At 50.1% G+C, this 21,395-nt stretch carries 18 protein-coding genes and 1 pseudogene; 8 read left to right on the top strand and 11 right to left on the bottom strand.

The annotated features are described in order from the left end of the window. The 3 genes from B2G88_RS17145 to B2G88_RS17135 form a co-directional block, all read right to left on the bottom strand. Entirely contained in the window at window positions 1–927 is a 927-nt protein-coding gene (locus B2G88_RS17145; RefSeq protein WP_087715498.1) for a glycosyltransferase, read from the bottom strand. A gap of 1,750 nt (window positions 928–2,677) precedes the next feature. Next, complete coding sequence (locus B2G88_RS17140) at window positions 2,678–3,559, bottom strand: glycosyltransferase (protein WP_087715497.1); 882 nt, start codon at window positions 3,557–3,559, stop codon at window positions 2,678–2,680. Continuing rightward, window positions 3,540–4,673 carry a glycoside hydrolase family protein gene (locus B2G88_RS17135; RefSeq protein WP_087715496.1) on the bottom strand — a complete coding sequence of 378 codons (1,134 nt, stop codon included), beginning with the start codon at window positions 4,671–4,673 and terminating at the stop codon, window positions 3,540–3,542. The genes B2G88_RS17140 and B2G88_RS17135 overlap by 20 nt, the downstream gene beginning before the upstream one ends. Window positions 4,674–4,906: 233 nt before the next feature. On the opposite strand from B2G88_RS17135, the gene B2G88_RS19825 reads away from it, so the two are divergent. Next, complete coding sequence (locus tag B2G88_RS19825) at window positions 4,907–6,352, top strand: hypothetical protein (RefSeq protein WP_217895831.1); 1,446 nt, start codon at window positions 4,907–4,909, stop codon at window positions 6,350–6,352. A 34-nt stretch (window positions 6,353–6,386) separates the two neighbouring features. Here the strand turns inward: B2G88_RS19825 and B2G88_RS17125 are convergent, their stop codons facing one another. Further along, window positions 6,387–7,340 carry an NAD-dependent epimerase/dehydratase family protein gene (locus B2G88_RS17125; protein ID WP_087715495.1) on the bottom strand — a complete coding sequence of 318 codons (954 nt, stop codon included), beginning with the start codon at window positions 7,338–7,340 and terminating at the stop codon, window positions 6,387–6,389. 117 nt (window positions 7,341–7,457) lie between these two features. On the opposite strand from B2G88_RS17125, the gene B2G88_RS17120 reads away from it, so the two are divergent. Beyond that, on the top strand, window positions 7,458–8,513 hold the full coding sequence (locus B2G88_RS17120; protein ID WP_054862375.1) for a polysaccharide pyruvyl transferase family protein: 1,056 nt from the start codon (window positions 7,458–7,460) through the stop codon (window positions 8,511–8,513). A 203-nt stretch (window positions 8,514–8,716) separates the two neighbouring features. Here the strand turns inward: B2G88_RS17120 and B2G88_RS17115 are convergent, their stop codons facing one another. Next, window positions 8,717–10,015: a sulfatase-like hydrolase/transferase gene (locus B2G88_RS17115; protein ID WP_087715494.1), complete on the bottom strand. Its 1,299-nt coding sequence runs from the start codon at window positions 10,013–10,015 to the stop codon at window positions 8,717–8,719. Window positions 10,016–10,119: 104 nt separating this feature from the next. On the opposite strand from B2G88_RS17115, the pseudogene B2G88_RS17110 reads away from it, so the two are divergent. Continuing rightward, window positions 10,120–10,455: pseudogene (locus B2G88_RS17110) on the top strand (IS6 family transposase); the annotation flags it as partial. Window positions 10,456–10,476: 21 nt separating this feature from the next. Here the strand turns inward: B2G88_RS17110 and B2G88_RS17105 are convergent. The 4 genes from B2G88_RS17105 to B2G88_RS17090 all read right to left on the bottom strand — a co-directional run bounded on the left by B2G88_RS17105 (window position 10,477) and on the right by B2G88_RS17090 (window position 15,483). Beyond that, on the bottom strand, window positions 10,477–11,550 hold the full coding sequence (locus B2G88_RS17105) for an N-acetylneuraminate synthase family protein (RefSeq protein WP_087715493.1): 1,074 nt from the start codon (window positions 11,548–11,550) through the stop codon (window positions 10,477–10,479). Beyond that, window positions 11,540–13,177, bottom strand: a complete 1,638-nt coding sequence (locus tag B2G88_RS17100; protein WP_087715492.1) for a cytidylyltransferase domain-containing protein — start codon at window positions 13,175–13,177, stop codon at window positions 11,540–11,542. The genes B2G88_RS17105 and B2G88_RS17100 overlap by 11 nt, the downstream gene beginning before the upstream one ends. Window positions 13,178–13,247: 70 nt before the next feature. Next, window positions 13,248–15,053: an ABC transporter ATP-binding protein gene (locus tag B2G88_RS17095; RefSeq protein WP_087715491.1), complete on the bottom strand. Its 1,806-nt coding sequence runs from the start codon at window positions 15,051–15,053 to the stop codon at window positions 13,248–13,250. A gap of 181 nt (window positions 15,054–15,234) precedes the next feature. Continuing rightward, window positions 15,235–15,483, bottom strand: coding sequence for a winged-helix domain-containing protein (locus tag B2G88_RS17090; protein ID WP_054862372.1), 249 nt, complete (start codon window positions 15,481–15,483; stop codon window positions 15,235–15,237). A gap of 251 nt (window positions 15,484–15,734) precedes the next feature. On the opposite strand from B2G88_RS17090, the gene B2G88_RS17085 reads away from it, so the two are divergent. From B2G88_RS17085 to B2G88_RS17070, 4 genes are all read left to right on the top strand, one after another. Beyond that, window positions 15,735–16,607 (top strand): hypothetical protein, encoded by an 873-nt coding sequence (locus B2G88_RS17085; RefSeq protein ID WP_087715490.1) that lies wholly within the window; start codon window positions 15,735–15,737, stop codon window positions 16,605–16,607. Beyond that, window positions 16,600–17,517 carry a hypothetical protein gene (locus B2G88_RS17080; RefSeq protein WP_087715489.1) on the top strand — a complete coding sequence of 306 codons (918 nt, stop codon included), beginning with the start codon at window positions 16,600–16,602 and terminating at the stop codon, window positions 17,515–17,517. The genes B2G88_RS17085 and B2G88_RS17080 overlap by 8 nt, the downstream gene beginning before the upstream one ends. 516 nt (window positions 17,518–18,033) lie before the next feature. Then, window positions 18,034–18,354 carry a hypothetical protein gene (locus tag B2G88_RS19730; protein WP_054862370.1) on the top strand — a complete coding sequence of 107 codons (321 nt, stop codon included), beginning with the start codon at window positions 18,034–18,036 and terminating at the stop codon, window positions 18,352–18,354. A 152-nt stretch (window positions 18,355–18,506) separates the two neighbouring features. Beyond that, window positions 18,507–18,944 (top strand): VanZ family protein, encoded by a 438-nt coding sequence (locus B2G88_RS17070; RefSeq protein WP_140408893.1) that lies wholly within the window; start codon window positions 18,507–18,509, stop codon window positions 18,942–18,944. A 26-nt stretch (window positions 18,945–18,970) separates the two neighbouring features. Here the strand turns inward: B2G88_RS17070 and B2G88_RS17065 are convergent, their stop codons facing one another. Both B2G88_RS17065 and B2G88_RS17060 read right to left on the bottom strand, forming a co-directional pair. Beyond that, window positions 18,971–19,771 (bottom strand): DUF4330 family protein, encoded by an 801-nt coding sequence (locus B2G88_RS17065; protein WP_054862368.1) that lies wholly within the window; start codon window positions 19,769–19,771, stop codon window positions 18,971–18,973. Between the two features lie 273 nt (window positions 19,772–20,044). Continuing rightward, window positions 20,045–20,611, bottom strand: a complete 567-nt coding sequence (locus B2G88_RS17060; RefSeq protein ID WP_140408892.1) for a hypothetical protein — start codon at window positions 20,609–20,611, stop codon at window positions 20,045–20,047. Window positions 20,612–20,973: 362 nt separating this feature from the next. Here B2G88_RS17060 and B2G88_RS17055 point away from each other — a divergent pair, with 362 nt between their 5' ends. Next, window positions 20,974–21,321, top strand: coding sequence for a hypothetical protein (locus tag B2G88_RS17055; protein WP_054862366.1), 348 nt, complete (start codon window positions 20,974–20,976; stop codon window positions 21,319–21,321). The last annotated feature ends 74 nt before the right edge of the window (window positions 21,322–21,395 follow it).

Below are 21,395 nucleotides of genomic sequence, written 5' to 3'. Positions count from 1 at the left end.
CTAACGGTGGAGTAGGCGCGAGAGCAATTTAACGAGGCCAACAACCCTTCCGATCAGTAGCGCGATGACCGCGAGTACGGCAGCAAGGTAGACGTCGATGGTCTGTTCGGGATCACGATCAGATGGTGTTTGTGTATTTCGTTCCGTTTTGTTACTGCTCTCACTTTTCACAAACTGAAATACCTTCAACGGGAACTGAATCAATCCGGAAACAATCCTCCAAGCGGTCGTTTGATCGTCCAAGTACCACATTTCGATGCTTCCATTCCCGACACGATACATCTTCTTTAGGAGCGGACGAAGTTGACGTGATGGGTGATTTACAATCGCCTCTGGGGAATAGACGAGTTCCATGCCTGAGTTCGTTGCGGACCGGGTCCAGTATACATCGCCGCCAGATGTCAGGTTCTGCGGGAATTTACCTATCTCTTCGAACGCTTTTTTCCATACGAAGAGATTCGCTGTCATTGCGACACCACGTTGTACTTTTTTATCATTCCGCAAATGAGCCATTGCATCAAACCGTTCGGCAGCGGTCTTCTCCGAGGAAAAGTTAAATCGGATACGTCCGGCAACAAGTTCTGCGTCCGCTTGATGCATTTTCGAGACACCACTCCAAAGCCACTCCTGCTCAGGCACGCAGTCAGCATCAGTGAACGCCAGAATTTCACCGGTGGCTCGTTCAATCCCTCTGTTTCGTGCTGCGTATGATCCTTGGACTTCGTCTTCGACAAGTAGCTGAACGGGGAATTCACGAACGACTGTTCTAGTTTCATCGGTCGATCCGTTATCGACAACCAACACTTCGTATCGTGTCTCAGGATACGTTTGGTCGACTATGCTGGAAAGAGAACTTCGGATATTGTCCGGCTCGTTGTATACTGGGATTATGACTGAAACAAAAGGGAGTTGATCTTCTTTGTTCATTTAATTATGATTGAATGGTTGAGAATGAATGTATTTGTTTAAGCTGGTCATCGTAGCCTCGCGAAGGTTCATTAATTTGGAGTAAGTTCAACTAACACTCTTTTCAAACCTGCTAATTGGTTACCGTGAACTACCTCTTTAAGATGGTTCAAAAGGAGAGTAGTTTCCTCCTATTGTTCCCGTTACGTTTGACGAGAGCATGATCTTTTTGAGGCAAGACTTTGTTGAGAACGATATAACATCTATCCTTGATTGTGGATCTCTGGGGATTAGTAGTCCTCCCATTTCCTTGGAATAAATATCGTCTCGGCAAGGGCTTTCTTGTTCTCGGTGGTTTTATCAACTCGAGAAACGAGAATAGCCCAAAGGAATGATTAATATTGCTATACTTGTTTGCCTTGCATCCTTTGTCGGACTCATTTTTGGCCTTAGTAAATCATTCAAAGGAAAGTCATTATTTGCCCTCACTATACTTTCACTTCCCTTTGATCTCTATCGAATCCCGCTAGATCCAGTTAATATGTCGCTCTTTCGTTTCTTACTCATTTCGACGTTCGTAGCATTTGTTGCTAACGCGCTACGACAGTACCGATCTAACGGAGTTGAACAGCGTACCCATCTATACATCCAAAAAAGAAAATTATATGCCCTTGCTTTTCTTTCCCTAGCGTTTGTCAGTCTATTTCTTTCCGTATCGGTGGCAACCGATCTTAGATACACTGTTCCGATGCTATTTACAAACTCATCAGGGCTAGTTTTTACTCTGCTCGCCATTGTTATCATTCAATCAAAGTCAGACGTACTGTATTTTATTCGAATCTTTGCTACCACGTACTCAATCTATATCCTGTTTTTCGTTTATACTTACTACGAATGGTACGTGAACGACTCTCTAATCACTGAAGTCCCCTTTCAGGACTTCTTTCCGTATCTCAACTTCGTTAGCGAACTCGAGGTGACGACAGTTGGAGGTCTTCCCCGGCTAGCCTTACCCTTGACCCAACCACCACACACATCTCTTGCTTTGGCAATGGGTATATTTCTCATGGCAGGGTACACGCTACTCTGCAATCGGAAAGTCTTTACATATATTGCAGGTGGCGCGACTATGATTCTATTCGTGGCTCTCTTCGCAACTGTGTCTCGGTCGGGAATATTTACGTTCCTAATAGTTGGTGGAATAACGTTCCTAATTTTCATATTAAGAAGTATATCACTTCGACAAATAGCTCTCATCTGTGTGACAATTGTGGGTGGAATAATCCTCTTAACGCTCGTGTTTCCAGAACAGGTTATTTTGTCACGAATGCAAAATTCGATTCATGCCCACTTAAGTTCTAGAATTTATGCAATTCGATTATGGTTAAGTAATCCAAATATTTTTATACATGGTGTTGGGTTAAATAACTATGTAGTACATACCGGTTGGATAACTCCAGAATCGACCTATGTGAAATTTCTGGTTGAGCGTGGAATCGTTGGAACAATATTAGCCCTTCCAATGTATGTCTATCCATTCATTATCCTTTCCCGCAATGTTGCAAATTCTACCAAGTCATTCAAGTTCTACCTGAATTTAACTTGGTTAGCCATTGTTCTGTGCATCTTGGTCGGAGAATTGTTGTATGACTTCATCCATCTACCGTTTGCTTGGTTAGTCGTTGGACTTGCGACTAGCGTTGCAATCTATTTTTCCCCAAATAAAGACGAGACACCCACCAATCACGAAGTCAATTCGGGAAACACTAATTCAGCTTCTTATATTACTGAATAACCAGCCGGTCGCAGTAGCAATTTTGCATACCCATCCAACAAAATATATTTCGACCACTGACTTTCGAGATAGATGCTCTGCCGATAACTTTTCGTTCAGAGTCGCTCGGAATGTTGTTGGTTTAGGTGGAAGTAATTGCCTTAGAAAATATTGAATACCGGAGTTAGTTCCTGAATCGTACTTTCCTTTACCTACTCGACATTGCTTTCGAAGTAAAGGTCGGAACGATCTAGCCGGATGGCTAACGATAGCTGATTCAAGATAAATTAGCTGATGGCCTTCGTCTGTTGCTTTTTTCGTCCAAGCCACATCACCTCCTGATTTGACTCCCGAAGGGAACATTCCGATCGCCTCAAAGACTTCTTTTCGGACAAAAAGGTTCGCCGTCTTTGCGACAGACCGTTCTTTTATATTCTGTTCTATTTGCATATTCACCATAGAATCATACATTTCAGCGGCACTATGTGTTGATGAATAGGTGAATCGAACCTTTCCACCGCCGAGATCAGCCGATTTACATGAAAGTCCTTTGACTCCTTGCTCCAACCAGTCGGGTTCAGGAGTGCAATCAGAGTCGATGAACGCAATTATTTCACCATCTGCGTTTTTCATTCCTTTATTTCGCGCTGCGTATGATCCTTGAATCTCAAGTTCCCTAAGTAGTTTCGCCTCGTCATACTCTTTGACTACTTCAGGTGTTCTGTCTGTGGAATCGTTATCCACTACAAGTAATTCCCATCGTTTGTCCGGATATGTTTGTTCAACAAGTGAACCGAGGCAGTTTCTAATGTCCTCCGGAGCATTGTACACAGGTACGATTACCGAAACGAACGGCGATTCACTTTGGTTTTGCGTCATGATCAGGTCCAAACTCAAGGTTCGGCAAACGTGTAGCCTCGTAGATCCTAGCTGCGTATGTAGTTGCGTCCGTTGGAACAGATTCCAATAAACTACTCTCAAAATTGAAAGTCCGATCTACTTGTTCCTCAACCCACTTTTGCTGTTTAGTTTGACTATCGGGTTCGAACACCGATAGCGTATAGGCGTTCTCGAATCCCGGTGGGTTGTACGGATAGCCGTAATCGTTATCTTGGATCGCTTTATGATACTCGTTGGAACGAGAATATTTCAGAATTGATCCAATCTTTTTTGATTCCCAAAAGTCATGATCTGGGAACCGTTCTTTCAACATTGCAAAGGCATACGTGTTGAAGGAGTGATATCCGATTGAACGGTAGATAATCTGCTCATCGTAGTTATTCCTCGATAATAATGTCCGAGCGATATCACGGTATCTACGAAGTCCGAACTCTAGGTCGTTCCCTCCGGTTAGATACCTCACGTGATCACTAACGGAAAAGTCCCTCCAAACCTTGTGGTACACTAGCCCACTGTCGTACAAACGAAGGTTTTCCTCGAGGTTGTCTAGAAAAATCCTAACTTGCTCCAGTATTTCTTCGTCTGACAGCATAGCCCCTGTTGCTGCAAACCAAAGTTGATGATTAAAGGTCATATCGTATCCTAACACTTCACCAGTGATCTCTACAGTTTGCCACAGTCCTCGTTCGTAATCGAAGGGATGTTGCAGGAACACAGTTTCGGCGAGTGACTCTGGTTCTGGGTCGCCCAACTCCCTGGTTGCGGTCACTAGGGCTTCAAACGCCCACGCTTGTCCGATAAGACCGTTACAGAAGTCCTTCTCTGGGTTCTTACGGTGATGGAAGGTCTTTCCTTGTGGACGTGTTTCCTCCGATTGAAGATATTCAAGTGCACTTACCGCTGCTTCGTGAAATTGATCATCGTCAGTGATATTGTATGCTTTGAGAAATGTAATCAACCAGTGAGACGTGTTTCGTACCGGCGTTTCGGGGTCATTCCAAGGTCCGTTGTTACCTGAAGGCATACTCCCCGATTCATCCTGCAGTTCTATACCAGCTGATGCACCCTCTACAAGTAGGTCATAGAGTTCCATTCCTTGGTATCTTTGTACAGGAACAGACATTTAAGGGTTGAGATTGCTGAATAACGAATCCTCAAGATTTATCACATGACGTTTTCCATAGCTGTTCACTGGACCATTTGATGTGAAAAACACAGGATAACACATTTCCTGTTGTAGTGAGGAACGCACCTATTTCTATTCGGTGACAAAGATTAATATTGACAAACCTTTCTACCACTCCTCTCGAAGTACCCGGTATACAAATGAGTTCCGCGACCACAGACGATGTCTTTCAAACGTTCTTAGAACTTGAAAAAGCAGCCGAATTTTTCGATGTTAGGATAGACGGGGTCCCCATATGGGAACGAATTCGTCATCCCGTTTATCGAGATATAAAAAAAGAACTTGGGGTAGAAAACGAAGCGCATACCTCGTCAACGATTAAGTCGAAACCGAAGCAGTATTTGCACGTATTACAGTCGTTCGTGACTTCTGCTGTAGATAAAAATCCGTTGCTGGTGACTGACAAGAACTTTTTAACATATGGTCACGCGAGACGAAAACAGTTGAAGGATGATTTATGGTGGGATATTTATTTTGATCCGATCTACGAGGAATTGGACGTAGATTTTGCCTATCTCGAAAAACAATATCAGAACGGACATCTCACGCCTGCTAAGACAGATAACATCAAGTATAGAGATATTATTCATAGTCTTGCACGTGTTTGGCGAAAGACAGGGATTGATATTCCCCAGTTCAACGCTACCGAACTTGATCAGATCGATTACATTGAGGATCAAATTGAGGAAGAGTTCAAAGTCAAATTGGACCTCACAGAGCAAGTACGGTACAAGTTAGAGATCCGTCGCCCTCTTCATCGGCTATATCAACAGATGCTTCGACGGATAGATCCCAAACTCGTCTTACTGGTTGTGAGCTACGGTCGAGAGACGTTCATCGAATCATGTTCTGAGATGGATATTCCAGTTGCGGAGCTTCAACACGGCATAATTCATCCGAAGCATTTGGGATACACGTACCCTGGAACCCGGGACAAAATTACGTTTCCCGACTATTTGCTCGTGTGGGGTGACTACTGGAAGACACAAGCTACGTTTCCGATTCCGGACGATCGAGTCTTGACAGTCGGATATCCGTATCTTGAGCGATCCATCAATCAGTACGAAAGCACTTCATCTCAGGAGCAGATTGTTTTTATTTCACAAGGAACAATCGGAGAAGAACTTTCAAAATTTGCGGTTGAAGTCGACCGGCATTCGGAAATCGACCACGATATCGTGTATAAACTCCATCCTGGAGAATACGATCGATGGCAAGACGAGTATCCGTGGCTAGTTAATGCAAATTTCGAAGTAATCGATGGGTCTGAACCACCACTATATGAGTTGTTTTCAGAATCAAGTGTACAGGTCGGTGTCTATTCGACTGCGATATATGAAGGACTGGCGTTTGATCTCGAAACGTATGTCTACGATTGTGCGGGGCCGAACGTTCTTGAGCCGCTAATTGAAGAGGGATCGGCCGAACTGATTGCGTCGGTTGATGAACTGGTCGCTGCATTAGGAACAGAAAAGAACTCGTTCAAGAGCGACTATTATTTTGCACCGAATGCAACCGAAAATGTATGTGACATCCTTGAGCGTTTGGCTGATGAGGGTACGCCGTATCAGGAAGACTGCTACTAGCACTACCAGTCCCAAATATGATATGCGAATAGGACTACGATTCGGAGTTCTTGTTCTGCCACCAGTCTATGGTACGTTCGAGCCCTTCTTCCAGTGTGACTGATGGTTGGTATCTTAGAGAGGTTTCTGCGCTCGAGATATCCGCAACCGAATGCTTGATGTCGCCGGATCGAGACCCAGTATGCACAATATCAGAATTAGAGTCAGTTATATCACGAATTATTTCGGCTAATTTCCGGATAGAAACCGATTCTCCGGTAGCAATATTGTACGCTGCTCCAACTTGGTCTGTCTGTGCAGCAGAGATATTCGCCCGAACCACGTCGTCTACGTAAACGAAGTCACGAGTTTGCTCGCCATCACCGTGAACAGTGATGTCTTCCCCGGAGAGAGCCTGTTTAATGAATGTCGGTATTACTCCTGCGTAATTCCCTCCTGTCTGTCCAGGGCCGAAGACGTTGAAATATCGGAGGGCAACTGTTTCGAGATCGTAGAGATTGGAATAGAGACGAGTGTAGTAGTCGGTCGTGAGCTTGTCAAGCCCGTATGGAGACGTAGGGTCGAACGGGTGTTTCTCGTCTATTGGAGTGTACTCAGGATGACCATAGATCGCGGCACTTGAGGCAATAACAACTCTCGCATTGTGCTCTCTAGCGGCATCAAGGATATTCACTGTTCCCGTTGCATTGCTGGTATGGCTTTCGTAAGGAGACTGGACTGACTGCGAGACGCTAACGAGACCTGCCTGATGGAAGATAACATCTACGTCTGTGATTGAATCTAAGACGGATTCACGATCAGTTATGTCTTCTTCGATTATTCGGGCCTCGTCTGGTACGGCAGATATATTGCCGACTGAAAAATTGTCGACAACTGTTAATTCTGTGTTTTCTGTAAGTCTGGTGCTAAGGCGACTGCCGATGAAACCCGCACCCCCCGTAACAAGAACCGATTGGCCGTCTAGGTTTCGATGATCCGTCTTATCCATGTACAGCCTGCAATATAGCTAACGAGAATCGGCATAAATCACTCGGTTTATGATACATGGGATCACTCGGTTTGTCTCCGGAATTTCTTAGTAGACTCCCCTTGGAGTGGGCTATAGATGAAATATACCTTGTTTCACGGGGCCAAGAAAAATGTTGGTGACTATCTGATTCGGAACCGGGCTAAGAAGCTGTTATTCGAGTATACAGATCTCGAAGAAGCGGACTTGTTGGAGTTAGAAATGGTCCGAAAGGATATTTCTGAGGAAGAACTTCTTCGAGTACAAGAAACCGATGCTGTAATAATCGCTGGCGGGCCAGCGTATGCCTCCGGGAACTTCGCTAGTATCTATCCTTCACTTAATGACGTTCTTGATGAGGGTGTCCCGGTTTATCCTCTCGGACCGGGATGGAAAGGAACAGACGAAGACTCGTATGAATTCACGTCTGAATCCCTTGAACTTCTCGAACGCATACATGAACGAATCGAATTCTCTGGAGTGCGTGACCTCCCTACAAAGCGAGTCCTCGAAAAGCATGGAATAGCTAACGTCAAGCTTGTCGGCTGTCCCGCATGGTACGATCTTGAGTCTCTCGGAAAACCATTCGAGAAACCGTCCACTATTGATAGTATTGCTATCTCCACGGCCGTACCCCGATCACGGTATTACCGAAAACAGTTTCGATACTTGCTTCGCCGTGTGAGCGAGGAGTTTCCGGACGCAGATTTGTACTGTTCGTTCCATAGAGGAATTTCCTACGACGACCATACTCCTTTCATTCGTTCGCTTCACCTTCGCCGATTCAAATATGAGGCAGACAAACGAGGATATACGGTAATCAATCCCGCTTACGAACCCGAAAAGTTGGGACAATATCGAGATATCGACCTGCATATCGGGTATCGCGTTCACGGACACATCTCATTCCTCGCGATTCGTCATCCTAGTTATCTTTTTCAGGTGGATGGACGGGGAACCGGCGTTTCCGAGTCCCTATCTGCCCCCAGTGATATCGCCACATTTGATCGAGGCTCGTACCAAGGACCGGTTGAAGAGATATTGGACAATATTAACGACGACCTCAACGATGGCTTTGATTCTTTTGATCATGTTGCTAATGCGATTGATAAAACACACGATGAAATGGAACGGCTTATAAAAACACTACCGTAGTCACCAAGTGGCTGTAAATAACTTTCACATATATTATAGAATATTCGCCAAGGCATACGTTAGTACGCACCCACTCATTAACTGCACTACAATCTCCTTAATATTTTTCTCAGAATGTTAGTTTTTGGGACGAATGCTAGTTTTTATTGGGGTGCACGGGCCTAACTGTAAACCTTCGTGTGCAATATAATTTATGCAATGTATCATGCATATCCTAGATCTTGAAGATGATCTAAGAGTTCCTTGGACGGGGATGATGATTCCTCTGCGTCAACCATTTCAATCTTATCTAGCTTCGTTTCCAGACGATTCTGGGCATTATCAATTGATCCGATCGTATAGAGATCTCCAGCTATTGTCTCAAAGGCGTAACCTGAATCTGTGACGAGTCCATATCGAGGGTTATCTAAGCGTGCTACTTCCTTTTCAGGAACATCAAGATTCTTGGCAATTTCAAGTGCCCTCTCAGTCATCCCACTTGACTCAACTAACAATGAGCGTGACCCAGCATGGCTATTAAACAACGAGGTTCCATGGGAGTTAGATGGGATTGAAGTCTCAGCTGCGTCACAGATAGTCTGAAATACATCTAAGAGATTGACTGGGGTTGAGACGGTTTTATTTTCATTTGTGCCTGCAATGTGAATCGGTACACGGGTAATCTCGGGTGTGAGAACAGGTGGATGACCCCAGTAATCACCCTCTCCAAGAGCCTCGCCATGGTCAGAGATGGTGATAACAAGATCGTAGTCACGACACAGATCTGAATGGATCTCGTTATATACGTCGGAAAGATAAGAGACGGAATCAGAATACGCGTTAATTATTCGATCACCATCTTGTTCTGGTCCATCTTTCAGTAAAGCTTGTGTGGCTGTAAGTCGTGCAGCCGGCCCCGTTCTGTAGCCTTGGGGAGGTTTGTAGGGAGAATGAACTTCCATTAAATTCACGAACAGAAACGTAGGTTCCTTATCTGTTTGTGGAAACCGGGTATGTGCCTGTTTTGCCCCATTTGCAAGGTCAACTTCATCAAATTTGATTTTATGTTCGTATGCTGACCTCAATGTTTCTAATGAAGAATCAGATTGGAGAGAGCGGGTTACAAAAAAGAGATACTTGAGCGGGCTTGGCAGGCCTGGATTGACATATTGTTTCCAAGAACGGGAAAATAACGAATCAAATCTATCGAATCCCGAGTTGTAGTTAAACTCTGGGCTAACTGTAGGATTGGCCGTGATTGCCATGGTTCGGTAACCTGCGTTAGAAAGTAATTCTCCAAGTGTCTTCTTGACCGTCAAACGCCGATTTTTTGCCCCCGTTCCGATCTCACAGGCGTATCTCCCACTAAATAAACTCGCGTGTGCTGGAATCGTCCAGTGTGATGTGGACCAACCGTTATCAAAATATGTTCCGGTTGAATGTAACCATTCAAACTCTTCTTCAAAATAATCTTTTCGTAATGTGTCAAGAACTACTAACGCAATATCTGGATCTTTTCCCATCTCTATCTGTTATTTGTTTTACCCTCTCAAATATTCTTGGGCTATCCAATTAGTCATGCTTAGTTCAGACTAAAAAGTGAGGCGAGATGAATTGTGGCCGGTTGATGGCTGAAATCGATTGCCTAAGCGGTCGTAGCGACTATATGGACTTGGATTTTGTGGAGTTCAGTATTCGGCTCCACTTGACAGGACTATTACTTTCGAATACGTTACCCAACTAGAGAAAATCGGCGTCGAACGGTCGCGGAAGTCCATTTATGACTGGGTACAAAAAGCCGATCTACAGCCCGCCACTGACGTGAACCTGGATCACATTGCGCTTAACAGACAGTGATTCGAATCAACGGCAATAGTTCTGTCTGTACGCTGCTGTCGATCCAGAAACGAATAAATTTCTGCATGTGAGGCTGTTTACCACGACTACAACGGCATTGACACAGTAATTTAAAATCTGGGTTTTGCTAAACCAGATCCCACGTTAAAATACTGTCCAGTGCTATTTGTTCTCGTGCTTTTCTTCCTACAATTGTATCAAGCATCGTCGGCGATATTCCAGTCCCTGGTCGTTTGATAGCCAGTTGCTCCCGCGTAATTGCCTCCCCTGGCTTAATCTCCGTCGCAGCGACAAGGCTTCGACGAGCGTACTCTCTACTATCTGTTTCCGCTGAAATAGGTTCTTTCTTTGACCGTCCAGTTGTTACTGAAAGGTGGTCAACATTTTCCCGAAATGTTCGAACATCTTCTGGATCCATAGCGTGATAGTGGTCATTCCCTTCAAGCGACTTATCGAGTGTAAAGTGCTTTTCAATGACTTCTGCTCCGTTGACAACTGAATTCAGTAGGGTGACCATCCCATCGTCCGGCGGAACGTGATCTGAATAGCCAATCATATACTCAGGATACACTTCATCCAGATGGTTAATCATACCAAGATTGGCATTCTCCGGATCGGTAGGATACTGGAGAATGCAGTGGAGTAAGCATATTTCTGGATCCTCAACTTCGTCTTCGATGACGCGTACTGCTTGGTCAATCTCACCAATCGTGCTCGCTCCTGTCGACAGTAAAACCGGTTTTTCTTTTTGCGCGATCTGCCGAAGGAGGGGGTGATTCGTGATGTCCGCACTAGCGATCTTATACGCTGGAACGAGGTCTTCAAGATACTCAACGGCGTGGAAGTCGAAGGGTGTCGAAAGAAAGTCGACATCGTGATTCTCGGCCGTCCACGTCGCTATTTCTTCAAACTCGGCTTCTCCGAAATCGTCGTACTGGGCGAACAGTTCGTACTGCGATTCTGTCGACTCCTCGCTTGTGTCCCAGTATGCAGGTGAGTTTTTAGACGCGAGTTGATCCGCCGAATACGACTGAAACTTTACCGCGTCAACTCCGGCAGTGGCCGCTTCTCTCACCATTTCTTTTGCGGCAGCGATCGGTGAAATACCTCGCTGTTCAGCGATGTCAAAATAATTGACGCCGATTTCGGCGATCAAGTACGGTTGCGTGCGATTTTCGATGTCTATGTTGTTAATTTTCATTGGTTTCTTCGAACAATATCTGTTTGATTCTCTCGACGCCATTGGCAATGTCGTGGTCTTCCAGTGCCTCGCGCATCGTTTCACGCTTCTCTCTATCCGTGATGTAATCTTTGACTGCAGTTAGTACGTTCTCCTCGGTGACGTAATCTGCCTGTCCCAAGAAAAGTACTCCTCGCGAGATGTGTGCGTACGGGTGTTTCTGTTCGCGATGGTTTTGAGCGATCGAGATCACGGGGACATTCAACGATCCCGCCTCGTACAGCGTTCGACCGTTGGACGTGATGAGAAGGTCCGCCTGTTCCATATGCTCCGCCATAGATCTGATGTCCTGATTGATTTCGACGCTAACGTTTGATGGATACGCCGACAGTATTGGATCAAGCCACTCTTGTTCGGTGTATCCCAGTCCCAAAACCACGTCGAGATGGATATCTCGATCGATATCTGACAGCGCACGCAGGGTTTTGGCGGTGAGGTTATTCTCGTCGGTCCCTCCGAAGGAAATCATGATTCTGTTGACGGACGAGATTTCTGCCCGTGGCGTAGCATACAGGAATTCGTTTCGTAGACAAAAATGTTCGAATCCAAAGTGATGATTTTCTGGTGGGTTGGAATGTTCGTACAGTGCGTTGATCACTGCATCGGCGTGGTCGGTACCCGTGCCCAGATCTTCAAAATTGACGACGTGAGGTGTGTGCTGTTTGAGTGATTTAACGTAGTCTGCGGAGGTATCAAGAATATCGTTAACGACTACATCGGGTTTAGTCGAATGAACGAACTCCAAGAATGACTGTTCATCATCGAATATCTGGTAGTCGTAGTTGCTCTCCTCCAATTTCTCAATTGCGAGGTCCTCTGTCGGCTCAACTCCGAACAGAATATCATGCTCGAAGAGGTGATCTGCGATCGTAATTCCTCGATACACATGACCCGTTCCCGCATCTCCGTTCCCTATCAACCGATATATTATCTGTTTACGCTGTAGTTGACTCTCTGCAAGAATCCAATCGGAGTATGTATCGATGTCTATGCCTTCTTGTGACTCTACTTCGTGGAATTCAGGGGAGTTTCCAACTCGATTTCCTTCTTTTACTACGCTTTTATCTGAGATAAAAACTCCGATTTCCTCATAAATAGGATCCAGTTGTTGCCTGTTTTTTCTTTCGCTTGAGATAGGTTCATATCCATCCTCTTTCTCCCTCCAATATATATGACTACTATCCCTAACAAACACAACACTGTCTGTTTTTTCGTCCGTTCCTGCTGTAATCCCTTTGTTAATAGAGTTTACCGAGACCAAGGGTGCAGTTGGTTGAAAACAGAGAACATACTGAAATTCCTTATTTACTTGATTAAAAGCATGTTCAATAACCGGAGCAAGAGGCACCTCGTCTTTTGATAGACGATGCGGACGGTCAATCACTGTGTCAACATTATACTGACGTCCTATCTGCGCAATTTCCCGACTATCTGTCGTCAGAACCACATGATCGATCAAATCGGATTCCTTGCTTGTTTTGATTGCATGGGCTACAAGAGGATGGTCTCCGAGCTTCCGTAAATTCTTCCTTGGTATTCCCTTTGAGCCTTTTCGAGCAGGGATTACGGATAGTATTTTACCTGACATAAGTGGTCTGTTTTATCACACTGTAATTTTCTCTTCGGTTAGGGTCTGTACCCCAATGATAATTAACTGTTTATCCTTTCGACTGAATCGCGTACAACTCGGCGTACTGTCCACCGTTGTCGATCAATTCCTCGTGTTTGCCAGTCTCGATGATTTCGCCTGCCTCCACAGTGTAGATTCGATTGGCATTTTTCACCGTCGACAGTCGATGCGCAATTCCGACCATCGCATACTCCCGATCCATACTCTCGATGGACTCTTGAACCTGCTGCTCCAGACTCGAGTCGAGATTGCTCGTCGCCTCATCGAGTACCAGTACCTCTGCATCTTTCAACAGTGCCCGCGCCAACGCCACCCGCTGTTTCTGTCCACCGGACAACCGCACGCCGTCGTCACCCAGTTGCGTCTCGTAGCCGTCGGGCAACTCTGCGAGGAACTCGTCCACCTTCGCAATTTCACAGACCCGATCTAACTCCCCGTCGCTCACGTCCCGATTCCCGATCGTCAGGTTGTATCCCAGCGTGTCGTTGAAAATGAACGGGTTCTGCTGCACGACCGCGATCTTTGACCGCCACTCGTCGACGTCCATTTCGTGGATCGACCGACCATTTGCCCGAATCTCTCCGGAATCGGGTTCGTACATCCGCGACAACAGTGAGACGATCGTCGACTTCCCGGCACCGGACTGCCCGACGAAGCCGATGAACTCACCTTTTTCGAACTCGAGGGATACCCCTGAGAGAGCCTCATCGTCCTGACTCTGATAGGAGAAGTGAAGATCATCGACCTCGATTTGCTCGATCTCCTCAGGGACGGGTTCGCTCGCCGTCTCGAGTTCTTGACTCGCCTCGAGTTTGTCAAGGAACTGCTGCGTTCGAACCAGATGCGGGAGGTTGTTTTCCACCTTGTAGATTAGCTTGTTTACCTGACTGACCTTCGGTCCGAGGCGGAACATTGCGAAGAGAAACACACCGAGCGCTCCGAGGGACATCTCAGCGAATGAGATTGCGAGGTAAATTAGCAGGAATACTGACACTGCAGTCAGTAAATTGTAGAAACTGTTGATCCCTTGCTCGTTCCGACGGAGTTTGATGCTCGATTGGGCGAAGTTGTTCACCGACTCGAGGAAGTCATTTCGCAACTCCGATTTGAGCCCGAAGAGCTTGGTATCGCGGATTCCCTGCGTTCCAGCCTGTGCGGCTTCCTGTAACCGTTCATTTGCCTCAGCGACTTGATCCCCCAGTTCGTATCCCGGTTCAAGGACGTACCGAAAGAGAACGGAAAAGCCGCCGAGAAAAACGATCGCGAATAGTGTGAGAAACGGAGCGAGAACAAGTGCAACGAGTAAGTACATTAGGGCTAAGAGAGATTGCTCGATCAGGTCCACGACGTACTTGATTGTCCGTCCGGCATACTCGGCCTGCGTCACGATTGCGTTCAGGATGTCATCAGACCCTTCGCGGTCGAAGTACTCTATCCGCGCATCGAGTGCGTTATCGAATGCTTGTGTCTGGATCTTGCGCGTGTAGTCGATTGCCAACGCCTCTCGCATCCAGCGAACAAAAAACGTCAGCGTCCACCGGACGGCTAACACAACGCTCACACCGGTTACCACAAGGCCAAGCGTAAACGGAATCCCAAGAAAGTCGTAGGCCATCACGAACAGTTCCATCACCCCATCGGCCTCTGCAGCCGGATCTCCGGGAGACTGGACAATCTCCACGATGGGCATGATGAAACCTAATCCGATGCCTTCTAACAACGCAGTGAAGACACCTCCAAAAATAATCGCAATCACGAGTTTGGGGCGATATTGCGCGACACGAATGAGCGCCCGCAATTGCTCACGCCGATTTACCGTCTCCCCGTCAGTCATTGTCTATTCGAACCATGCAACCAGTGTTATATCCGTTGGTCTTCGGGTGGCACCCAGAAGGCTAGCAGTTCATTGGAGAATTCTGAGTAGGTATTATGATTATAATATTGATAAGAGAGAAGGACTAGTACTAGTACACCGAATAATAAGCAAAATTTCCCTCGATGTTTAGATGTGATTGTTATTCGAGTTCGCTGAGTTCGAGTTCTCCGGCTAGATACGCCTCACCCTTCGAACTAAGTGCGTAATACCCGGCTTCATCGACCTTCTCGAGAAGACCATGCTCCTCCAACTCTTTCAATCGCTGTCGAACAGTCGAATAGCCGATCTCATGGCCGTGACGATTGAGATTCCGATAGAGTGGCTTCGCTGGCAACTCGAGATCGTGTTCAGCGAGGAACTCGAGGATGAGCCCATCCTTCAGCGACATCCACTCTGGTCGAGGGCGCATTCGACGCTGTAGTCCCACTGAGCAGCATTAACTTGGTTTGGTTTTGTAATATTGTATCATATATGCGACCCATTCATAGCGCAAATACGCTAGAGTATAAGTACGATGGACTTGTTACTGAACTGTACGGAAGCACTAGTACGGACACATCGCTACTGAGTCCAGAAGTAGCGGACCGGTGTTAGCCCCACCAGTCCGCGAGAAGCTCCCGTAACCAACCTACGGAAGCCATGTCAGACGACGATTCACGGGATAGTAAAGCTCCCGACCGACAGGACGAACCGGCCACAACCACACCGTCGATCCGCGCGCGCCTCGAGCACGTCGACGCGCTCACGCGCACACTCCTTGCGGATGTCCACGAGCCGGACGGGACGGTACTTGAGGATGTGCCGACCCACACACGAGCCGATATCCGACGGCACGTCCTCGAGATCAGAGCCCAGGCGTGCCAGATTGCGATTGCGGCGGTTGGGCCGGAGGCGGCGATTCCGTACCGGCCGGATGCCGATGGGCCGGGGACGGGCCTGCGCCCGGAGATCAAGTACCAGCCGCCGGCGGATGCACCGAGTGAGGATGGCGAGACTCGAGACGCGGAGCCGGACGGAGAGCCCCAGGTGGAGACGCCGGACGGCGAGGTGCGAGATGAGAATCCGGGTGGCGAGGTTCACGCCGAGAACCCGGACGGTGAGCCTCGAGACGAGACTCTAACTGACGACCCGCGAGCGCAGACGCCGGAGACTGAGCGCCCGGACACTCCAGAGACGACTCGAGAGTCAGACATTGCGGAGGAGACTCGAGAGCCAGCCACGCCGGATGAGACTCAAGAGTCGGACACCGACTCCACGGACCCGAACAACCCAACGGACGCTGTCGCGGACGTAACCCCGACGATTGCCCTCGAGTGTGAGTGTACGGTCAGGATCGATTTCGACGCCGAGTTGAATCTCGAGGTCGAGATCGACTGCGACGAGGACTGTCCGTACGAGCACGCACTCGAGGGGACAGAACCGACGGCCCAACGCGACGAGAGTGAGACTCCCGAGCGCACACACGAGACGTCCGACACTGACGCCGACGACGGGGGTGTCGAGGATGCGTAACGAGCCCGCTGGCTCCACTCCCGCGACCGACTCTACCACCGACGCCGACCTCGAGACGGCCCTCCACCAGGCCCTGACCCGAATCGACGAACTCGAGACGAAAACTGCGCGCCTCGAGACCACAGCCGACCGCCTCGAATCGGAACTCGAGCGCAGAACCACACAGCTCGAGTCCGAACTCGAGACCAAGACCGAACGCATCGCCGAGCTCGAGGACGCCCTCCACCACGCCCGAACCCGTCTCGAGGACTGCGAGTCACGGACGGACCAGCAGACCCGCCTCGCCGAGGCCGCCTGCAAGAAAGCCGAGACGAACAAGCAGCGCCTCGCGGAACTCCAGTCGCGCGAACTCGAGAAGGGAGCCCACCTTCGAACGACGCACGTCGACGAACACGAACTCGAGATCACTGGGGATCTCCTCGAGCGCATCACCAAAGCCGATGACCGAACGTATTACCGACTGCCCGAGCAGGCGGACCCGCTTGAGCGCACTGCCACCACGCTCGCCTACGGCGACCTCCTACCGATCCAGCAACTGGCGCGGATGGACGACGACATGCGCCGCTCGGCTGCGAACGCACTCCCAACGCGGTTAGCCGCAACCCTGTGGCAGGCACGGACGGACGCGAGTGTTGGCGATAACCCATGGAAGACCGGCTGCAAAACCGTCGCCGAGTACGTCACCGCCAGCGACCTCAAACACTGGATCCGCAGACAGGAAGCCGGCGTCAGCGACACGTACGCGAAGAAACTCGTCTCGAGGGTGATCGATGCGCTGTTGGATCTCTCGAAGCACCGGGTCGCAGTGAGAAAGCGAACGGAACGGAAGAACGGCCTCGAGTACACAGAGCGACGATTGGTGCTTCCCACTGACGCGGAGGTTCCTGGGGAGACGGGAGGTGAAGACTAAGAGCCGGTGACAGCTGATGTCCTCGGACGACCGGGGACAGGGGTGGGAAACTACCCTCGAGAGGGGCTTCGTCACTCTCTCAGAGATATAACTCACAGGATGCACGCGGGTGTACGAAGGGTGAGTACCTGTGGGTGTCTCCCTCGAGTGGTCGTCGGTGGTCACAATGATGGACAGGAGATGACGGGTAGCCTGAAGACAACAGCTGTCCATGGACACTGTGATGATCCAAGGATCGTTATAGATGTGCCGACAATCATACCCTATGCGGACGATTGATGTTCCGTCGGACGTCTACGATTCCGTCACTGTTCCAGAAGACGAGCGAGAGGACGTGCTTCGGCGAGAGCGATAGTAACCACTGCACGTCAGTGTGTAACTCGTTGCAGTTGGTACTATTTCACAGTCTCATCGAACTCGTCGCTCACGTCGAGAATCTCCGCCGCTACGTCTTTTACATGCTGTTGGTGAGAAGCAGACGTCTGAACGCTTTGGGCGGCATCGAGGTGGTAACGCATGTTTGAGTTGCTCATATTTGTCTTCGACATCGAGCCGCGTTACCCACGTTTCGAGACGGGGCACACTAAGACTTTCCTCGAAGAGTGTGTAGAGGTGGACTGCATGTTCGATCTGGTTGTTTGTGGCTGTAGCCGGCTTCCCTGGGTCTGTGCCCGCGAACAGGACGAACGACTGGATGGAGAAGGCGGTGCCGAAGCACTTCGGGCTGGGCATGACGAAACTGTCATCGAGATTGTTTTGCTCGAGGAAACACCTCTCATCGGCGAATTTCGTCGGAATCTTCATCGATGGGAAGCCACAGATTGGCGTACGCGATAGAAGCGGATGCTGATCTCGTGCGTATAGACGAGTCTGACTCGAGAACCCACCCACCAATCGGCACGGTTCCCGCCGCCGCTGACCGGAAGGGGTCAGTTACCGCTGGCCAATCAGTTCGTTACTAACCAGACGGCCGGTGACCGACCGATACGGTGTCGATACGTCTCCCGTTGCTTCCGTGGCCGGTCCGATGGCTCCCAGCGGGGCTCATCGCGGTGCTCATCTGTTACTGGTCGCTGGTCACCGCGCCGCCGGCTGTGGTACCGACACGGCCGTCGACGCTCACGACGAGTGGCTCTCTCCCCGCATCACATCAGCGCCACGCAACAGCATATGCGGCGTTGACAGTTGCGCTCGCGTACGCGATTGCGGATCGCACGCGCCCGCCCGCTCACAAGGCGCTACTCGTCTTCTCGATTGCAACGGGCTACGGCGCAGTGATGGAGTTCGGACAGGTGTTCCAGCCGGATCGAGTCGCCTCGCTCGTCGATATGGTCGCCAACACCATCGGTTCAGCCGTGGCGCTTTCGTGGTACCACCTCGAGCAGCGCGCGCAGTTTATCCCGGTTGGGCGCGAGAAGCGCGCGTAGTCCGGATCCACTCACCTCCCACCCCATTACTCTCGCTCGAGGTGACTCACGGGTCCGGTGACGGAGATGGTCTCGAACTCGAGGACGAGATCCTGCCCGACGCCGAGACGTTGGCCCTGATAGTACAGTCCGTCATCAGTCTCGAATGCCTGCGCCTCGAGGTGGACCTGCAGGTCTTCGTTGCGCGGGTGGTCGTGTTCGTGGAGTTGGCCGTCGTCGCTCTCGAGGATCACCAGTGCGGGCTCGCGGTCGACGTCCTCGACGACGGCAATCGTCTCTCCGCCGTCAGTCGCGGTTGGGCCTGCCTCGAGCGCGTCGCCGACGCTGGGGTTGACATCGGTGAGGTCGACCGTGACGGACGCTGTCGTCTCCTCGAGTGCGAGCGTTGGCTCGGTTCCCATCTCTGCAACGGAGCCGTTGATGGCGTACAGTCCGAGATCGAGTGTGAGGTCGTGGCCGAACTGGAGTGGCTCGCCACCGACTGCAATCGTATCGAGGTCCGCTACTGGCTCGCCTTCGATTTCGGCGCGAACCAGCGTCTCCGAGTGGATCGTTCGTACGTCCGTCACCGTTGCGTTCTGTCCACCGTCGACGGTCCCCTCGTCGCCCGACTCGAGGCGCTCGAGGACGTAGTCAGGCTGAGAGCCGATCTCGAGCGTGACGTGCTGGGTCTCGGTGTCGACGGCTGGCTCGTCGGTCGACTCCGGCCCGCCCATCGCGACGATGGCGACGCCGGCGACGGCGACTGCGAGGATGAGCAAGACGACGAGCGCATCGATCACGTTCACGACGCCAAAGAGGTTCCCGTTGTCGTCGATCAGGTCCATAGATTCCTCCCTCGAGTCTGCATCGTGCGATCACTGGTCGCGGTCGGTGTCCTGTTGTCGTCTCTCCGGCAGTCCGGTCGTTGTATTCCGACACTCCATTCGGTGAACGCCGTCGACGGCGTGTGGGTCCGTCGACGGTTCGTTTCACTCGGGCACCCGTTCATACCTCACTGTATAGGGTTGGAATATATAATGCCCGGTGATCGCTGCAGTCGGTGAGTGACAGGGAGTCACTGTCGGGGCGGTACTGCAGGCTCGGTGCCAGCACTACGGTTAGCAACGCATCGAGGTGTTCATTCGAACGCCGCTGTCTCCGAGTGTAATCTCCGTGTGCGCGGGGCACTCTCCGGACGCGGTGATCGATGTCGTACTCTGCAACGAACCGGATTCGACTGTCGTCTCGTACGTTCCCGACTCGCCAGCGACGACCTCGAGGACGCTCTCACCGGGAATATCGTTTGTCTCCTCGAGTGCGGTATCGCTCTCCGAGTCGATTCGAACCGAGACCGACCGGGCCTCGGAGTCGGTGTTCGTAATCGAGAGCATCGGGTCCTCGAGGCCCTCCTCCTCGAGCGCATCGACCGAAACGGTCGCGATCTCCTCGAGTGGACTGTCATCTGGGAGGGTCCACGCCTCGTCGTCGCCGTCCTCGTCGTTGCTCCCCTCATCACTCCCATCGCTCTCCTCGCCGGCTGCTACTGATTCAGCCACCGTTTCGTTCCCGCATGCAGCAGCGTCGTCGTCGGACTCACCGGCCGCGACAGTACTGTACAGTCGCTCGAGAACGCCGAGGCCGAACAGTCCGCCGAAGGCGACGAGTGTGCGTCGTGTCAATTGCATAGTACCCATCACGCGTGCCTGTCTAAAACCGCTTTTTCAGGCTCGAGAGACCGTCTCAAAAACGAACTGGTCGAACCAAGAGACAGACACCTGTTCACGGTGAGTCAAATCCACTCGAGTCGGCGTCGCAGTCGTAAGTCGGTGCTAGAGACTGTTTCAGACAGGGAGGCGTCCGCGAGCGGACTGCGAGGCGAACACAACGCGTTTCCAGTGAAAACTCCAAGAGGGAGTGGCGGGACACTGTGACACGTCAGCCGACAATCAGCGCCTATCACAGCGAAATAGGGTGTTTGCTCGCTCAACGATTCCAGTCGTTTATCCATGAATAGAATGACACGACGGTCGCCGCTGAGACCACAACTATGACAGAAAGCCACTACAGACGGTATCGCCAGGCGATTACACTGGCTGTCGCAATTGGACTGCTTGGAATGGCACTCGCCACTGGGGCAGTGATTGCACAGGAAGAACCCGATGGGATGGAAGCCGACAACACCTCTCTCGCGCAGTCAAGTGACACGATAACTGAGAACGTGACGGTCGAGGAGAGCGAACAGTCGGTTGTCGAAGACGAACAGACTGTCGAAGCGACAGAGACGGTCACTGACTCGGATGCTGGAGTCCTCTTTGACAGCGATGGATTCTTCGGCGGTTCACTTTTCAGTGAGGACGCTGCCGATGACTTCCTGACCGGATCACTGTTCGAGTAGGACAGTCCCCTCGACTGACGGCGTGACACTGTCGTCGGTCCTGTCCTCCGTAACTCGAGTGAGTACACGCCGAG

This window comes from Natronolimnobius baerhuensis (assembly GCF_002177135.1).
GTDB lineage: Archaea > Halobacteriota > Halobacteria > Halobacteriales > Natrialbaceae > Natronolimnobius > Natronolimnobius baerhuensis.
The sequence above is the reverse complement of the archived record's forward strand: the minus strand, read 5'-3'. Positions and strand labels throughout refer to the sequence as shown.

What these genes read in the sequence shown, in the direction of transcription:
- B2G88_RS19825 (WP_217895831.1), top strand. Translation starts at nt 4,907, where the DNA reads ATGAGTTCCGCGACCACAGACGATGTCTTTCAAACGTTCTTAGAACTT.
- B2G88_RS17120 (WP_054862375.1), top strand. Translation starts at nt 7,458, where the DNA reads ATGAAATATACCTTGTTTCACGGGGCCAAGAAAAATGTTGGTGACTAT.
- B2G88_RS17115 (WP_087715494.1), bottom strand. Translation starts at nt 10,015, where the DNA reads ATGGGAAAAGATCCAGATATTGCGTTAGTAGTTCTTGACACATTACGA.
- B2G88_RS17100 (WP_087715492.1), bottom strand. Translation starts at nt 13,177, where the DNA reads ATGTCAGGTAAAATACTATCCGTAATCCCTGCTCGAAAAGGCTCAAAG.
- B2G88_RS17090 (WP_054862372.1), bottom strand. Translation starts at nt 15,483, where the DNA reads ATGTCGCTGAAGGATGGGCTCATCCTCGAGTTCCTCGCTGAACACGAT.
- B2G88_RS17095 (WP_087715491.1), bottom strand. Translation starts at nt 15,053, where the DNA reads ATGACTGACGGGGAGACGGTAAATCGGCGTGAGCAATTGCGGGCGCTC.
- B2G88_RS17135 (WP_087715496.1), bottom strand. Translation starts at nt 4,673, where the DNA reads ATGGAACTCTATGACCTACTTGTAGAGGGTGCATCAGCTGGTATAGAA.
- B2G88_RS17105 (WP_087715493.1), bottom strand. Translation starts at nt 11,550, where the DNA reads ATGAAAATTAACAACATAGACATCGAAAATCGCACGCAACCGTACTTG.
- B2G88_RS17065 (WP_054862368.1), bottom strand. Translation starts at nt 19,771, where the DNA reads ATGGACCTGATCGACGACAACGGGAACCTCTTTGGCGTCGTGAACGTG.
- B2G88_RS17125 (WP_087715495.1), bottom strand. Translation starts at nt 7,340, where the DNA reads ATGGATAAGACGGATCATCGAAACCTAGACGGCCAATCGGTTCTTGTT.
- B2G88_RS19730 (WP_054862370.1), top strand. Translation starts at nt 18,034, where the DNA reads ATGTTTGAGTTGCTCATATTTGTCTTCGACATCGAGCCGCGTTACCCA.
- B2G88_RS17085 (WP_087715490.1), top strand. Translation starts at nt 15,735, where the DNA reads ATGTCAGACGACGATTCACGGGATAGTAAAGCTCCCGACCGACAGGAC.
- B2G88_RS17140 (WP_087715497.1), bottom strand. Translation starts at nt 3,559, where the DNA reads ATGACGCAAAACCAAAGTGAATCGCCGTTCGTTTCGGTAATCGTACCT.
- B2G88_RS17145 (WP_087715498.1), bottom strand. Translation starts at nt 927, where the DNA reads ATGAACAAAGAAGATCAACTCCCTTTTGTTTCAGTCATAATCCCAGTA.
- B2G88_RS17080 (WP_087715489.1), top strand. Translation starts at nt 16,600, where the DNA reads ATGCGTAACGAGCCCGCTGGCTCCACTCCCGCGACCGACTCTACCACC.
- B2G88_RS17060 (WP_140408892.1), bottom strand. Translation starts at nt 20,611, where the DNA reads ATGCAATTGACACGACGCACACTCGTCGCCTTCGGCGGACTGTTCGGC.
- B2G88_RS17055 (WP_054862366.1), top strand. Translation starts at nt 20,974, where the DNA reads ATGACAGAAAGCCACTACAGACGGTATCGCCAGGCGATTACACTGGCT.